Annotated in this window: 8 protein-coding genes; 2 read left to right on the plus strand and 6 right to left on the minus strand. The window is 70.7% G+C overall.

The annotated features are described in order from the left end of the window. Positions 1 to 4: 4 nt before the first annotated feature. From ABZY57_RS16355 to nirB, 6 genes are all read right to left on the minus strand, one after another. Positions 5 to 2,335, minus strand: a complete 2,331-nt coding sequence (locus tag ABZY57_RS16355; RefSeq protein WP_356512359.1) for a molybdopterin oxidoreductase family protein — start codon at positions 2,333 to 2,335, stop codon at positions 5 to 7. After that, positions 2,332 to 3,426, minus strand: coding sequence for an MFS transporter (locus ABZY57_RS16360; protein WP_356512361.1), 1,095 nt, complete (start codon positions 3,424 to 3,426; stop codon positions 2,332 to 2,334). Before ABZY57_RS16360 ends, ABZY57_RS16355 begins: the two co-directional genes overlap by 4 nt. A gap of 92 nt (positions 3,427 to 3,518) precedes the next feature. Beyond that, complete coding sequence (pflA, locus tag ABZY57_RS16365; RefSeq protein WP_356512363.1) at positions 3,519 to 4,346, minus strand: pyruvate formate-lyase-activating protein; 828 nt, start codon at positions 4,344 to 4,346, stop codon at positions 3,519 to 3,521. A 109-nt stretch (positions 4,347 to 4,455) separates the two neighbouring features. Continuing rightward, the gene (gene pflB, locus ABZY57_RS16370) at positions 4,456 to 6,726 is read right to left on the minus strand and encodes a formate C-acetyltransferase (RefSeq protein WP_356512365.1); all 2,271 of its coding nucleotides are present in this window, start codon (positions 6,724 to 6,726) and stop codon (positions 4,456 to 4,458) included. A 378-nt stretch (positions 6,727 to 7,104) separates the two neighbouring features. Next, positions 7,105 to 8,526: a NarK family nitrate/nitrite MFS transporter gene (locus tag ABZY57_RS16375; RefSeq protein ID WP_356512367.1), complete on the minus strand. Its 1,422-nt coding sequence runs from the start codon at positions 8,524 to 8,526 to the stop codon at positions 7,105 to 7,107. A 163-nt stretch (positions 8,527 to 8,689) separates the two neighbouring features. Next, positions 8,690 to 11,467, minus strand: a complete 2,778-nt coding sequence (gene nirB, locus ABZY57_RS16380; protein WP_356512369.1) for a nitrite reductase large subunit NirB — start codon at positions 11,465 to 11,467, stop codon at positions 8,690 to 8,692. Positions 11,468 to 11,733: 266 nt separating this feature from the next. Here nirB and ABZY57_RS16385 point away from each other — a divergent pair, with 266 nt between their 5' ends. Both ABZY57_RS16385 and ABZY57_RS16390 read left to right on the plus strand, forming a co-directional pair. Continuing rightward, positions 11,734 to 12,456, plus strand: coding sequence for a CbiX/SirB N-terminal domain-containing protein (locus ABZY57_RS16385; RefSeq protein ID WP_356512371.1), 723 nt, complete (start codon positions 11,734 to 11,736; stop codon positions 12,454 to 12,456). 28 nt (positions 12,457 to 12,484) lie between these two features. Next, positions 12,485 to 13,672: a low temperature requirement protein A gene (locus ABZY57_RS16390; protein ID WP_356512373.1), complete on the plus strand. Its 1,188-nt coding sequence runs from the start codon at positions 12,485 to 12,487 to the stop codon at positions 13,670 to 13,672. Positions 13,673 to 13,707: the final 35 nt, after the last annotated feature.

The raw sequence follows: 13,707 nt of genomic DNA on the forward strand, positions 1-13,707 counted from the left end.
CGGGTCAGCTCCTCTCCGCCGTGCCACGGCCCTGCGGGGACGTGGGGGGCAGGGGGTCGGTGCGGGAGGCCTGCGCCTCCGGATAGGCCTCACGGCCCGGCGGGGTCGGCGGGGCCGGCACCTCGTCGACCCGCTCGGCGGCCTCGATCCGGGCGGCGCAGACCTTGTACTCGGGGATCTTCGAGCGGGGGTCCAGGGCGTCGATGGTCAGGGCGTTCGCGGCCGTCGGGACGGGCCAGTGGTACGGGATGAAGACGGTGTCGGGCCGGATGGCCTCGGTGACCAGGGCCGGGAACACCTCGCTGCCGCGGCGGGTGACCACCCGTACCGGGTCGCCGTTGTGGAAGCCGAGCGAGGGGTGGACCTCCACCCAGGGACGGGGGGTCTGCTCGACGAGGGCGCCCAGGCGGCGGGTCTGGTTGCCGGAGAGGAAGTGCGCGACGGTGCGGCCGGTGGTGAGGGAGAGCGGGTACTCCTCGGTGTAGGCGTCCATGGGCGGATGCCACTCCACGACCTGCATGTGGATCTTGCCGTCGGCGTGGTAGGTCCGGCCGTCCTCGAACAGCCGGGGGGTGCCCGGGTGCTCGGTGGACGGGCAGGGCCAGGCGATCCCGCCGGTCTCGTCGAGGCGGTCGTAGGTGATGCCGTAGTAGTCGTTGACCGTGCCCGCGGAGGCGACGCGCAGCTCCTCGAACACCTCACGGGAACCGGGGAAGTCGAAGTGCTTCCCGGCGCCGAGCCGTCTGGCGAGCTCACAGATGACCCAGGTGTCGGTGCGCACCCCGGCGGGGGGTTCCTGGGCCTTGTTGTGCTTGACCACGCGGGCCTCGGCGTTGGCCATCACGCCCTCGTCCTCGGCCCAGGTGGTGACGGGGAAGACCACGTGGGCGTTGGCCGCGGTCTCGGAGAGGAAGAAGTCGAACTGGGCGTGGAACTCGGCGGTGTCGTAGCCGTCCTTGACCACCGCGTAGTTGGGGAGCGAGACGAAGGGGTTGTTGCAGATGCCGATGAGGCCGCGGATCTCCCTGCGCTGCATCTGCCAGACCATCTCCATCATGGAGGTGCCGGCGCCGGGGAGTTCGGACTCCTCGATGCCCCAGATCTGGCAGATCTGCCTGCGGTGCTCGGGGTTGGTGATGGAGCGGCCGCCGGGCAGCAGGTCGGACTTCTGGCCGTGCTCGCGGCCGCCCTGGCCGTTGCCCTGTCCTGTGATGGTGCCGTAGCCGGCGCCGGGCTTGCCGATGTGTCCGGTGGCCACGCACAGGTTGATGACGGACAGGCAGTTCTCGACGCCCTGGGAGTGGTGCTCGATGCCCCGGGCGTGCCAGGCCATGGCCTTGTCCGCGCCGGCGAAGACGCGTGCCACCTGGACGATCTGCGAGGCCGGGACCCCGCAGATCTCCGCGGAACGGGACGGCGGGTACTCGGCGACGGTCTTCTTGACCTCTTCCCAGCCGGTGGTGTTCGCGGCGATGTAGGCCTCGTCGGTGAGGCCCTCGGCGATGACCACGTTCAGCACGGCGTTGAAGAAGGCCGAGTCGGTGCCGGGCTTGAGTGCGACGTGGATGTCGGCGGTGCGGGCGATGGCCGTCTCGCGCGGGTCGATCACGATCAGCGAGGCCCCGCGGTCCCGTGCGCCCCACAGGTACTGGGTCATCACGGGGAAGCACTCCCCCACGTTCGACCCGGCGATGAGCAGGCAGTCGCTGAGGAGGATGTCGGAGAAGGGGTTGCCGGCCCGGTCGATGCCGAAGGCGAGCTTGTTGGCTCCGGCGGCGCTGACCATGCACAGGCGGCCGTTGTAGTCGACGTGCTTGGTCTTCAGCGCGACCCGGGCGAACTTGCCGACCAGGTAGGTCTTCTCGGAGAACAGGCTGGCGCCGCCGAGGAGCCCGAAGGCGTCGTTGCCGTGGGCCTCCTGGATGCGCCGGATCTCGGAGACGGTGAAGTCCAGCGCCTCGTCCCAGGAGCACTCCTTGAACTCCTCGTCCCGGGAGCGCCGCATCAGCGGGGCGGTCAGCCGGTCGGGGTGGTTGACCTGCTGGTAGGCGTTGATGCCCTTGGGGCAGAGCCGCATCCGGTTGATGTCGTGGTTGCGGGGCTCCACGCCGAAGACCTTGCCGCCCTTGTCCACGCGCAGGTACATCCCGCACTGCACGCCGCAGAAGCAGCAGTGGGTGGGGACCAGGGTCTCGCCGTTCTGGTCGGCGTGCCACTGGTCGGCGGGGATGCCTCCGGCGTCGCGGAAGTTGCGGGTGCCGGGCGGTGCGATGGAGGGGTCGATGGAGAGGTGCACGGGCCGGGACGCGGCCTTGGCGGGGTCGGTCGCGGTCACTTGAAGCCCTTCTTGACGTGGGTCAGGTAGGCGTTGCCGCGCAGGACCCGCTTGCAGCGCGGGCAGTATTCGACGAAGGCGTTGAAGTCGAGATCGAGGTCCTGCATGGTGCCGCGCAGGTTCTCCACGTACGGGGTGGTGTCGATGGGCTCCGCGCAGCGCTTGCAGAGGAAGACCTGTTCGTCCTGGCGGGCCGTGTACTTGAAGAGCTGCATGCCGACGGCGGCCGGGCGCTGGACGATGTGGAAGAACTTCCCGAACGGGATGTAGATGAGGGTGAACACCACCGACACCATGTGCAGGATCGCGAGGAACTCGTATCCGCCGCCGTGCAGGAAGATCGAGGAGAAGGTCAGCAGCAGGCCGGTCACGGAGATGACGATCAGGCAGATCAGCGGCAGCAGGTCGTAGGCGAAGCGCTGGCCGGTCATGGCCCCGCGGTCCTTCATCCGCCGGTACAGGAAGTACGAGGCGCCGGGGATGACGAGGACGGCGGCGATGTCCAGGCCGTGGAACATCAGCCAGCCCAGGACGCTGAGGGCGTCGAAGCCGAGGACCTTGAAGCCCCAGACCCGCATGTCGTAGCCGGGGCCCGCGCCGCTGTCCGCGGTGAAGGTGAACCAGCCCCAGGTCAGCGGGAAGGTGATCGCCGCGGCGAGGAGGCAGCCCCAGAACATCAGCTGGTGGGCGATCCAGCGGGGGCGCGAGCGGGCGCCGAGGAACTTCTGGAAGCCGAGGTACGTGGCGATCATCTTCGGCACGGCGGTGGGCGCCTTGCGGAAGTTGTCGGCTGAGAAGAAGCTGCCGAAGCCCTTCTTGAAGAGGCGGCGCGCGCCGGGGGCCGAGACCCACACGGTGTACCGGTAGGCCACGCCGAAGGCCAGGAAGACGGTGGCGACGGCGTAGGGCAGCAGGGCCGAGTCGAAGTCCCGCAGCAGCCGGCTGCCGAGCACGATCGCGAGGATGAGCAGGAGCGAGACGACGGTGCCGGCCAGGGTGGCCCGTGCGGTGACGGACCGCCCGGCTGGCGGCGGGGTCTCGGGCGCCGGCGGGGGCGGCGCGGCGTCAAGGACATCTGAGGGCTCGGACACAGCACCACGCTAGGTGGTCTGTACTGATTCAGCCCGTTATGTGGAGCTTACAGGTCCGCCATTCGAGTGATGGCCTCGACGAGCCCGTCCGCTCAGACCGCGTTCAGCCCCTGCGCGGCGAAGATCGCCTTCGCCGCGGCGACCTGCGCGGCGGTCGGCGAGGGGGTGTCGTGGAGGGTGAACTTCATGTCGAGCGCCTCCCACTTGCTCTCGCCGAGCTTGTGGAAGGGCAGGACGTCGACCCGCGAGATGTTGCCGAGGGAGCCCGCGAAGGCGGCGACGTCCTCGATGTTCTCCGTCCGGTCGGTCAGCCCCGGCACCAGTACGAAGCGCAGGTGCACCTCCTTGCCGAGATCCGCGAGGCGGCGGGCGAAGTCCAGGGTCGGCTCCAGCGGGCGGCCGGTCACCTTCTTGTAGGTCTCGCGGTCCCAGGACTTGATGTCGAGCAGGACCAGGTCCACGTCGCGCAACAGCGCGTCGGTGGCGCGGGCCCCGAGGAAGCCGGAGGTGTCCAGGGCGGTGTGCAGTCCGAGGTCGTTCTTCATCCGGTGCAGCAGTTCGCCCGCGAAGACGGGCTGCAGCAGCGGCTCGCCGCCCGAAATGGTGGCGCCGCCCCCGGAGGCGGAGATGAACTTGGTGTACTTGCGGGCCTCGGCGATGACGTCGTCGGCCGAGGTGCGCCTGCCGTTGCGCATCCGCATGGTGTCGGGGTTGTGGCAGTACAGGCAGGTCAGCGGGCAGCCGGACAGGAAGGTCACGAACCGGGTCCCGGGGCCGTCGACCCCGGTGGACAGGTCCCAGGAGTGCACCGTGCCCTCGCTCGGCCGCTGCGTCGCGGCGGCGGCGGGCGTCCGGGCGGCGCTCACGCTGATCGCGTTGGCGTGGCCGACGGGAAGGCTCGTACCGAAGAGGACGGTCATGGCAGGTGCTCCAGCTTCCAGATTCCGGGGACTGGTCTGGTGACGCGCGGTCCCGGGGCCGGGCGGGGGCCGGCCCCGGGCCGCGCGTGCTCGTGGGTCTCTCGGAGGATCAGAGAGAGCCGTGGAAGGTGCGGTTCAGCACGTCGAGCTGCTGAGCGCGCGTGAGGCGGACGAAGTTCACCGCGTATCCGCTGACGCGGATGGTGAGCTGCGGGTAGTTCTCCGGGTGCTCCATGGCGTCCATGAGCGTGTCGCGGTTGAGCACGTTCACGTTCATGTGGAAGCCGTCGACCGCCATGTAGCCGTCGAGGACGCCCGCCAGGTTCTTGATCCGCTCCCCGGGGGTGCGGCCCAGGCCGTCGGGGGTGACGGTGTTGGTCAGTGAGATGCCGTCCTCGGCGTCCCCGTACGGGAGCTTCGCGACGGACAGCGCGGAGGTGACGTAGCCGTGGGTGTCGCGGCCGTTCATCGGGTTGGCGCCCGGGGAGAACGGCTCGCCGGCGCGGCGTCCGTCCGGCGTGTTGCCGGTCTTCTTGCCGTAGACCACGTTCGAGGTGATGGTCAGCACCGACTGGGTGTGCTCGGCCTCGCGGTACGTCGGGTGCTTGCGGATCTTCTTCATGAACTCCTCGACCAGCCAGACGGCGATCGAGTCGACACGGTCGTCGTTGTTGCCGTAGGCCGGGTAGTCGCCCTCGACGGTGTAGTCGGTGGCGAGGCCGGTCTCGTCGCGCACGGCGGTGACCTTGGCGTACTTGATGGCGGCCAGCGAGTCGGCGGCGACCGAGAGGCCGGCGATGCCGCAGGCCATGGTGCGGCGCACGTCGCGGTCGTGGAGCGCCATCTCGATGCGCTCGTAGGCGTACTTGTCGTGCATGTAGTGGATGACGTTCAGGGCGTGGACGTAGGTGTCGGCGAGCCACTCCATCTGCTCGTCGAACTTGGCCATGACCTCCTCGTAGTCCAGCACCTCGGAGGTGAGGGCGCCGGTGGAGGGGCCGACCTGGGCTCCGGACTTCTCGTCGCGGCCGCCGTTGATCGCGTAGAGCAGGGTCTTGGCGAGGTTCACGCGGGCGCCGAAGAACTGCATCTGCTTGCCGACCGGCATCGCCGAGACGCAGCAGGCGATGGCGGTGTCGTCGCCGAAGCGCGGGCGCATCAGCTCGTCGGACTCGTACTGCACCGAGGATGTGTCGATCGAGACCCGGGCGCAGAACTCCTTGAAGCCCTGCGGCAGCCGGGGGGACCAGAAGACGGTCATGTTCGGCTCGGGGGCCGGGCCGAGGTTGTAGAGGGTGTGGAGGTAGCGGAACGAGGTCCTGGTGACCAGCGGACGGCCGTCCTCGCCCATGCCGGCGATCGACTCGGTGACCCAGGTGGGGTCGCCGGAGAAGAGCTCGTCGTACTCCGGGGTGCGCAGGAAGCGGACGATGCGGAGCTTGATGATGAAGTCGTCGACCAGCTCCTGGGCCTGCTCCTCGGTGAGGATGCCGGCCTCGATGTCGCGCTGGAGGTAGACGTCGATGAAGGTGGAGGTGCGGCCCAGCGACATGGCCGCGCCGTTCTGCTCCTTCACGGCGGCCAGGTACGCGAAGTACAGCCACTGGATGGCCTCGCGGCCGGTGGTGGCCGGGCCGGAGATGTCGTAACCGTAGGAGGCGGCCATCGCCTTGAGCTCGGCGAGGGCGCGGATCTGCTCGGAGAGCTCCTCGCGCAGGCGGATCGTCTCCTCCAGCGAGCGGTTGCCCGCGGGGAGGGAGTTGATCTCCTCCTTCTCCTCCTTCTTGACGGCGATGAGGCGGTCCACGCCGTAGAGCGACACGCGGCGGTAGTCGCCGATGATGCGGCCGCGGCCGTACGCGTCCGGCAGGCCGGTCACGATGCCGGCCTTGCGGGCGGCGCGGATGTCGGGGGTGTAGGCGTCGAAGACACCGGCGTTGTGGGTCTTGCGGTACTCCGTGAAGACCTTCTCCAGGTCCTCGGAGACCGGGTAGCCGTACGTCTCCAGGGCGCCGGCGACCATGCGCCAGCCGCCGTAGGGCATGATCGCGCGCTTGAGCGGGGCGTCGGTCTGGAGGCCGACGATCAGGTCCTTGTCGCGGTCGATGTAGCCGGGGGCGTGCGCGGTGATCGTCGACGGGATGTCGTGGGCTACGTCGTAGACGCCCTTCTCGCGCTCCTCCGGGAACTTGTCCGTGATCGACTTCCACACGGCGGTGGTGCGCTCGGTGGGACCGGCGAGGAAGCTGTCGTCACCCTCGTACGGCGTGTAGTTCTGCTGGATGAAGTCGCGGACGTCGATGGCGTCGCGCCACAGACCGCCCTTGAAGCCGTTCCAGGCCTCGCCGTTCTTCGTGGTTTCCGCAGGGGTGGCAGTCATCGCCCGCACCTTCCGAGTCGCCTCATTGCTTGCCTCCATTGCACGCCTTTTGATCGATCATTTGGCGCCGCGTTGGTCCCGAGCTGGGGCCCGAAGGTCCTTTGATCCCCAGCAGCCAGGGTCCCCCATCGGGGCTGACCTGGCATTTTGGGCAGGTCAAAAGTCCATCGTGCGCTTGTGAAAACTTTCACAAGATTCTGGGAAAGGCAGCAAGGAGGTCGTTGCAGCCGTCCCCGTCGCCGAACGGCAGGAACTGCGTGGGCCGCGCCGTTACGCGGCGCCCGAAAGCCCGGGTGGGGTGCGGGGCGCCGCTCGCGCGGCACCCGCACCCCACCCGGGCCGGCCATCGGAGGCCAGGCAAGACCCGAAAGGGACGGCCTAGCTGGGGGCCTCCGCGCCCTTGCGGGCGTAGAACCACCAGGCCACGACGACGCAGCTGGCGTAGAAGCCGACGAAGCCCCACATCGCGCTGGTCACGGCGAAGTTGGCGAACATCGCCGGGATGAAGAAGAAGCCGTAGGCGGCGATGGCCGCGGTGAAGCCGGTCACCGCGCCCGACTCGATCTCGGCCTGCTTCAGGCCCTTCGCGTACGCGGGAGTGCCCTCCGTCAGGCCCGCGAGGTGCTGCCCGCGGAAGATGACCGGGATCTGGCGGAAGGTCGAGCCGTTGCCGATGCCCGAGAAGAAGAACGCCGACAGGAAGCAGAAGAAGAAGCCGTAGAAGGAGCCGGTGTCGGAGCCCGCCGGCAGGAAGGTGATCACGCCGATGATCGACGCGCCCATGCCCACGAAGGACAGGATCGTCACGCGTGCGCCGCCGAGCTTGTCGGCGATCCAGCCGCCGGCCCAGCGGGCCAGCGCGCCGAGCGCCGGGCCCATCCAGGCGTAGGTGGCCACGGAGTACGCCGGGAAGGTCGTCTTGATGAGCAGCGGCAGGGCGGCCGCGAAACCGATGAAGGAGCCGAAGGTGCCGACGTAGAGCCAGGTCATCAGCCAGTTGTGCTTGCGCTTGAAGATGATCTTCTGCTGGCTGAAGGGCGTGGAGGCCACCTTCAGGTCGTTCTGGCCGAACCAGGCGACGGCCGCGAGGACGATCAGGACCGGCACCCAGACGAACGCGGCGTTCTGCAGGTAGATCTCCGAGCCGTCCGCCTTGCGCTGGCCCGAGCCGATCGCCAGGACCGAGGTGGTGATCAGGATCGGGGTGAGCAGCTGGACCACGGAGACGCCCAGGTTGCCCAGGCCGCCGTTGATGCCGGTCGCGTTGCCCTTCTCCTGCTTCGGGTAGAAGAAGCCGATGTTGGCCAGGGAGGAGGAGAAGTTGGCGCCGCCGATGCCGCAGAGGGCGGCGATGGCGACCAGCGTGGTGTAGGAGGTGGTGGGGTCCTGCACCGCGAAGCCCAGCCACAGCAGCGGCACGATCAGGATGACGGTGGAGAGCGCGGTGAAGCGGCGCTGGCCGATCATCGGGCCGATGAAGGTGTAGAGGATGCGGGCGGTGCCGCCCGTGATGCCGGGGACGGCCGTCAGCCAGAACAGCTGGGACTGCGAGAAGCCGAAGCCGACGTCCTTGAGGTTGGTCGCCGTGATGCTCCAGACCTGCCAGACCACGAAGGCCACCAGCAGGGCCGGCACCGCGATCCACAGGTTGCGGGTGGCGACCTTCCTGCCGGTGGTCTGCCAGAAGGACGGGTCCTGCGGCGTCCACTCCGTGATCGTGCGACCGGGCCGGTACTGCGCCGGATCGGGAGCCTGCACTCGGGCGGTCGCCGCGCGCGCGTCCTGCATGGCGGAACTCATGGCATGTCCTGAATGTTCGGAGGGGTTGAGGAAGAGGAAGCTGAAAGCCCTGACTTTCTTAGGGTCCGCCTACCAGGGCGCCCGCCGTCAGGGGAGAACGTCGTGTGGGCGACAGGACAAGGTCCCCTCGCCCACAGTGCGTTGGTACGGCCGCCGCAGGGCCTTAGGGCCGGAGGTCCACCAGCGGCAGGGACACCTCGGGGTCGTCGAGGCAGACGCCGGTCCGCAGGTCGAAGACCTGCTTGTGCATCGGCGAGGCCACGACGGGCACCCCGCCGCGCGAGCCCATGATGCCGTTGGCGATGACGTCGGCTCCCGAGAAGGGGTCCCGGTTGCCGACCGCGTAGACCTCGCCCGCACGGTCCTTGAACACCGCGGCCTCGGTGCCGTCCGCCAGCACCGCCGTCCGCCCGCGGCCCGGCTCCAGGGACTGCGCGGCTCCCTGGGCCGCACCGAAGTCGACGCTCCCGAAGCGCTCCAGCGCCGCCGGGTCCTCCAGGACCGCGGACCACTCGTCCTCGTACGCCGACACGTGGCGCTCCATCTGCGCCTCCAGCTCCGCGCAGATGCCGAGCGAGTCCTCGATCAGGACGGCCTTCAGGTGGTCGATGCCCGCGCCGCTGCCGCCGAGCCGCTCCACCCAGGCCGCCGTCCGCTCCAGGCGCTCGCCGGTGCGGACGTAGTACATGAGGAACCGGTCGATCAGCGCGAAGAGTTCCGCGGTGTTCAGGTCCGGGGCCAGCAGGTCGGCGTGGCGGGGGGTCGCGCCGCCGTTGCCGCCGGCGTACAGGTTCCAGCCGTTGGCGGTGGCGATGACGCCGACGTCCTTGCCCCGGGCCTCCGCGCACTCGCGCAGGCAGCCGGAGACGCCGCCCTTGAACTTGTGCGGGGTGCGCAGACCCCGGTAGCGCAGCTCCAGGTCGATCGCGAGCTGGATGGAATCGCCCTGGCCGAAACGGCAGAAGCGTGCTCCGACGCAGGACTTCACCGCGCGCAGGGACTTCCCGTACGCCTGCCCGGACTCGAATCCGGCGCCGCCCAGGCGTCGCCAGATGTCGGGCAGCTGCTCCTTGCGGACACCGAAGAGGCCGATGCGCTGCGCTCCGGTGATCTTCGTGTAGAGGCCGTAGTCCCTGGCCACCTCGCCCAGCGCGATGACCTGCTCGGGCGTGATCTCGCCGCCGGCGACGCGCGGGACGACCGAGTAGGTGCCGTCCTTCTGGAGGTTGGCGAGGAAGAGGTCGTTGGAGTCCTGCAGGGCCGCCTGCTCGCCCGCAAGGATGTGTCCGATGCCGAGGTCGGGCGCGAGGGTGCCCAGGACGTTCGCGACGACCGGCTTGCAGACGGCACAGCCCTCGCCGCCTTCGCCGTAGGACTCCAGCAGCTCGCTGAAGCTGCGGATGCGCTCGGTGCGGATCTTCTCGTAGATCTCCGCCCGGGTCAGGGTGAAGTGCTCGCACAGCCCGCGGGGCTTCTCGATGCCCGCCGCGGCCAGTTCGGCGTCCAGAACCGCTTGCAGCGTGCCGACGCAGCCGCCGCAGCCCGTGCCGGCCTTGGTGCACTTCTTGATGCCGCCGATGTCGGTCAGGAACTCCGCGACGACCGCCTCGCGCACCCTCCCCTTGGTGATGTTGTGGCAGCTGCACACCACCGCGTCGTCGGGCAGCGCGTCCGCGCCGGGCGGCGCCACGCCCTCGCCCGACGGCAGGATGAAGGCCTCCGGCGGAGCCGGGAGTTGCCGGCCCGCGTGCGGCTTCAGCGAGCCGTACGCCTCCGCGTCGCCGACCAGGATCCCGCCGAGCAGCGCCCCGTCGGGGCCCAGCAGCAGCTTCTTGTAGACGCCTTCGCGGGCGTCGGAGAAGACCACCGAGACCGCTCCGTCACGGCCCTCGGGGGCGAAGGGGTCCCCGAAGGAGGCCACGTCGGCGCCCATCAGCTTGAGCTTGGTGGAGGTGTCGGCCCCGGTGAAGGTCAGCTCGCCGGCGCCCGCGAGGGCCTCCGCGACGGTCTCGGCCATCTGGTAGCCGGGCGCGACCAGCCCGTACACCTTGCCGTCGACCGTCTGGGCGCACTCGCCGATCGCGTAGACGTACGGGTCGCTGGTGCGGCAGTGGCCGTCCACGACGACCCCGCCGCGGTCGCCCACGGCCAGGCCGCACTCGCGGGCGAGGCGGTCGCGCGGCCGTACGCCGGCCGAGAAGACGACGACGTCGGAGCCGATCTCCTCGCCGCTGGTCAGCCGGAGGGCCTGGGCCCGCCCGTCGGGGTGGATCTGCACGCCGGCCGCGCCGACGCCCGTGTGCACGGCGACGCCCATGGACTCGATGGTGGCCCGCAGGGCGGCCGCGCCGCCGTCGTCCACCTGCAGCGGCATCAGCCGGGGCGCGAACTCCACGACGTGCGTGGCCAGTCCGAGCGTGCGCAGCGCGCCCGCCGCCTCCAGGCCGAGGAGGCCGCCGCCGATGACGACACCGGTGCGTACCCCCGCGCCCGCGGCGTACGCGGTGAGGGCCTCGACGTCGTCGAGCGTCCGGTAGGTGAAGCAGCCCTCGGCGTCGGCGCCGTCGATCGGCGGCACGAAGGGGTAGGAGCCGGTCGCCAGCACGAGCGCGTCGTAGCGGATCACGTCGCCGGAGCGGGCGGTGACCGTGCGGGCCGTGGTGTCGATGAGTTCCGCGGGGTCTCCGAGGCGCAGGTCGATGCCGTACTCCTCCAGGAAGCCGGGCGCGACCAGGGACAGCTCCTCGCCGGTGGAGCCGGTGAAGGCCGCCGACAGGTGGACGCGGTCGTAGGCCGGGCGCTCCTCCTCCGCGAGGACGGTGACCTGCCAGCCGCCGCGCCCGGGGCGGGTCGGGGCGGCGAGCGCGTCGCGCTCGGCGAGCGCCTCCAGCAGGCGGTGTCCCACCATGCCGTGGCCGATGACAACGAGCGTCTGCCCCATGGATCTCACTCCGTGTCCCTGTGCCGCGCGGTCCCGGGGCGGCCAGGGCGGCCGGGCCAGGACGTCCTGCGTGCATGCGTTCCGACCCTTCGACGGTAGGTCCGCGCCACCGCCCCGAACGCCCGAAAAGGACCCCTGGGGCCGGGGAAACGTCCCCTTCCGCACAGGACCTCCGGCCTGTCGCGCGGGCCCTTGGCCAGGCTCCCGGGCGGCCGCGCCGCGCCTAGCGTGGGAGGAGGACCCCGGCCGGATCAGGGAGGCAGACCATGCTCGTCATCGCCGTCCACGGCAGCGCGGCCCCGGAGGCCGCCGCGACTTTTCGCCGGCTCGTCGCGTCCGTCGAGGCCATCAGCGGGGTGCGCGCGCTGGTCGGCCACCTCGACGTCCAGCGCCCCTCGCTCGCCGAGGTCGTACGGGAGCACCCGCACGCCGTGGTGGTCCCGCTGCTGCTCGGCGACGGTTTCCACCGCCGCGTCGACGTACCCGCCGTCCTGGAGGGCACCGGCTGCGTGCTCACCGAGGGCCTCGGCGGCGAGCACGAGGTCGCCCGCGCCCTGCACGGCCGGCTGCGCGAGGCCGAGCGGCGCCGGGGGCCGTACGCCCGGGCCGACGCGGTGGTGGTGGCCGGCGCCGGCTCCTCGCGCCCCGGCGGCAACGCCGGTACGGAGGCCTGCGCGGCCCAGCTGGCCGCCCTGCTGGAGTACGACGGCGGAGCCGCCCCCGTCCCCGCGGTCCCCGCCTACCTCACCTCCGCCGGGCCGACCGTCCACGAGGCCCTGGCCTGCCTCCAGGCCGCCGGGTACCGCCGGATCGCGGTGGCGGCGCACCTGCTGGCCCCGGGCCGCTTCACGCGCGCCCTGAACGCCTCGGCCGCCTGGACGGTCTCGGAGCCGCTGGCCGACCACCCGCGGCTGGCCCGCCTCGTCCTCGGGCGGTACGAGTCCGCCCGGGGCACACGGTCCCTGAGGGCCGCGCGCCTCGCCTGCTGAGACCCGTAGGGCTGCTGTCCTGGGCGGTATGGCTCTGGCTTACGTACCCATGACCGCCCGCAGCCGGGACGAGGACCACCGCGCCTCGACCCCGCTGGAGCTGTTCTTCGACCTGTGCTTCGTCGTCGCCATCGCGCAGGCGGGCGCCCAGCTCGTGCACGCGCTCGCCGAGGGCCATCCCGGCACCGGCGTGATCAGCTACGCCTTCGTCTTCTTCGGCGTGTGGTGGGCGTGGATGAACTTCACGTGGTTCGCCTCCGCCTACGACTGCGACGACGTGCCGTACCGGATCGCGACGTTCGTCCAGATCTGCGGCGTGCTCGTCTACGCGGCGGGCGTGAGCCGGGCCTTCGACCAGAACGACTGGACGGTGGCCGTCATCGGCTACCTGATCATGCGCGTCGCGCTCACCGCCCAGTGGCTGCGCGCCGCCTCCGGCGAGAGCGGCGAGGCCCGCGCGGCGGCCCTGAAGTACGCGGCCGGGCTGGTGCTCTGCCAGGCCGGCTGGGTGGCGCTGCTGTTCGCCCCGGACGGGTCCAAGCGCTGGCTGTTCCTGGTCCTGGTCGCCGCGGAGCTGCTGGTTCCGGTGGTGGCCGAGCGCGGCCACCAGACACCGTGGCACGCCCACCACATCGTGGAGCGCTACGGCCTGTTCACGATCATCGTGCTCGGCGAGACGATCGCGGCCAGCACCGTGGCCGTGAAGTCCGCGCTCGACGAGCACGAGGCCCTGGGCGAGCTGCTGCCGATCGCGGCCGGCGGGCTCCTCATCGTCTTCGCCGCTTGGTGGATCTACTTCGCGGTGCCGATGCACGAACGCCTGAACTCCAACCGGGAGGCGATCCCGTGGGGGTACGGCCATCTGTTGATCTTCGCCTCGGGTGCGGCGATCGGCGCGGGCATCGAGGTCGCCGTCGAGCACGCGGTCGGCAAGGCGCACATCTCGCAGCTCGCCGCGAACGCCGCCGTCACGGTCCCGACCGCGCTCTTCCTGCTGATGGTCTGGCTGCTGCACTCCCGCCACTTCAAGCGGGGCCTCGCCCAGCAGCTGACCCTGCCCCTCTCCGCCCTCGCGGTGCTGGCCTGCTCCTGGACGGGCACGTACGCCGTCCCGTACGCGGGCCTGGTCGCGGCGGCAACGGTGGCGATCGGCCTGACCCTGGCCGCCCGCGCCGACCAGCCGCCACCGGCCCGATCCGGCCCCGCAGGCGCTTGAGGCGACCACTGAGCCCCGCCGGCGTCTGAGGCGCG

Origin of the sequence: Streptomyces sp. NPDC006450, from assembly GCF_040612195.1 — a bacterium.
GTDB lineage: Bacteria > Actinomycetota > Actinomycetes > Streptomycetales > Streptomycetaceae > Streptomyces.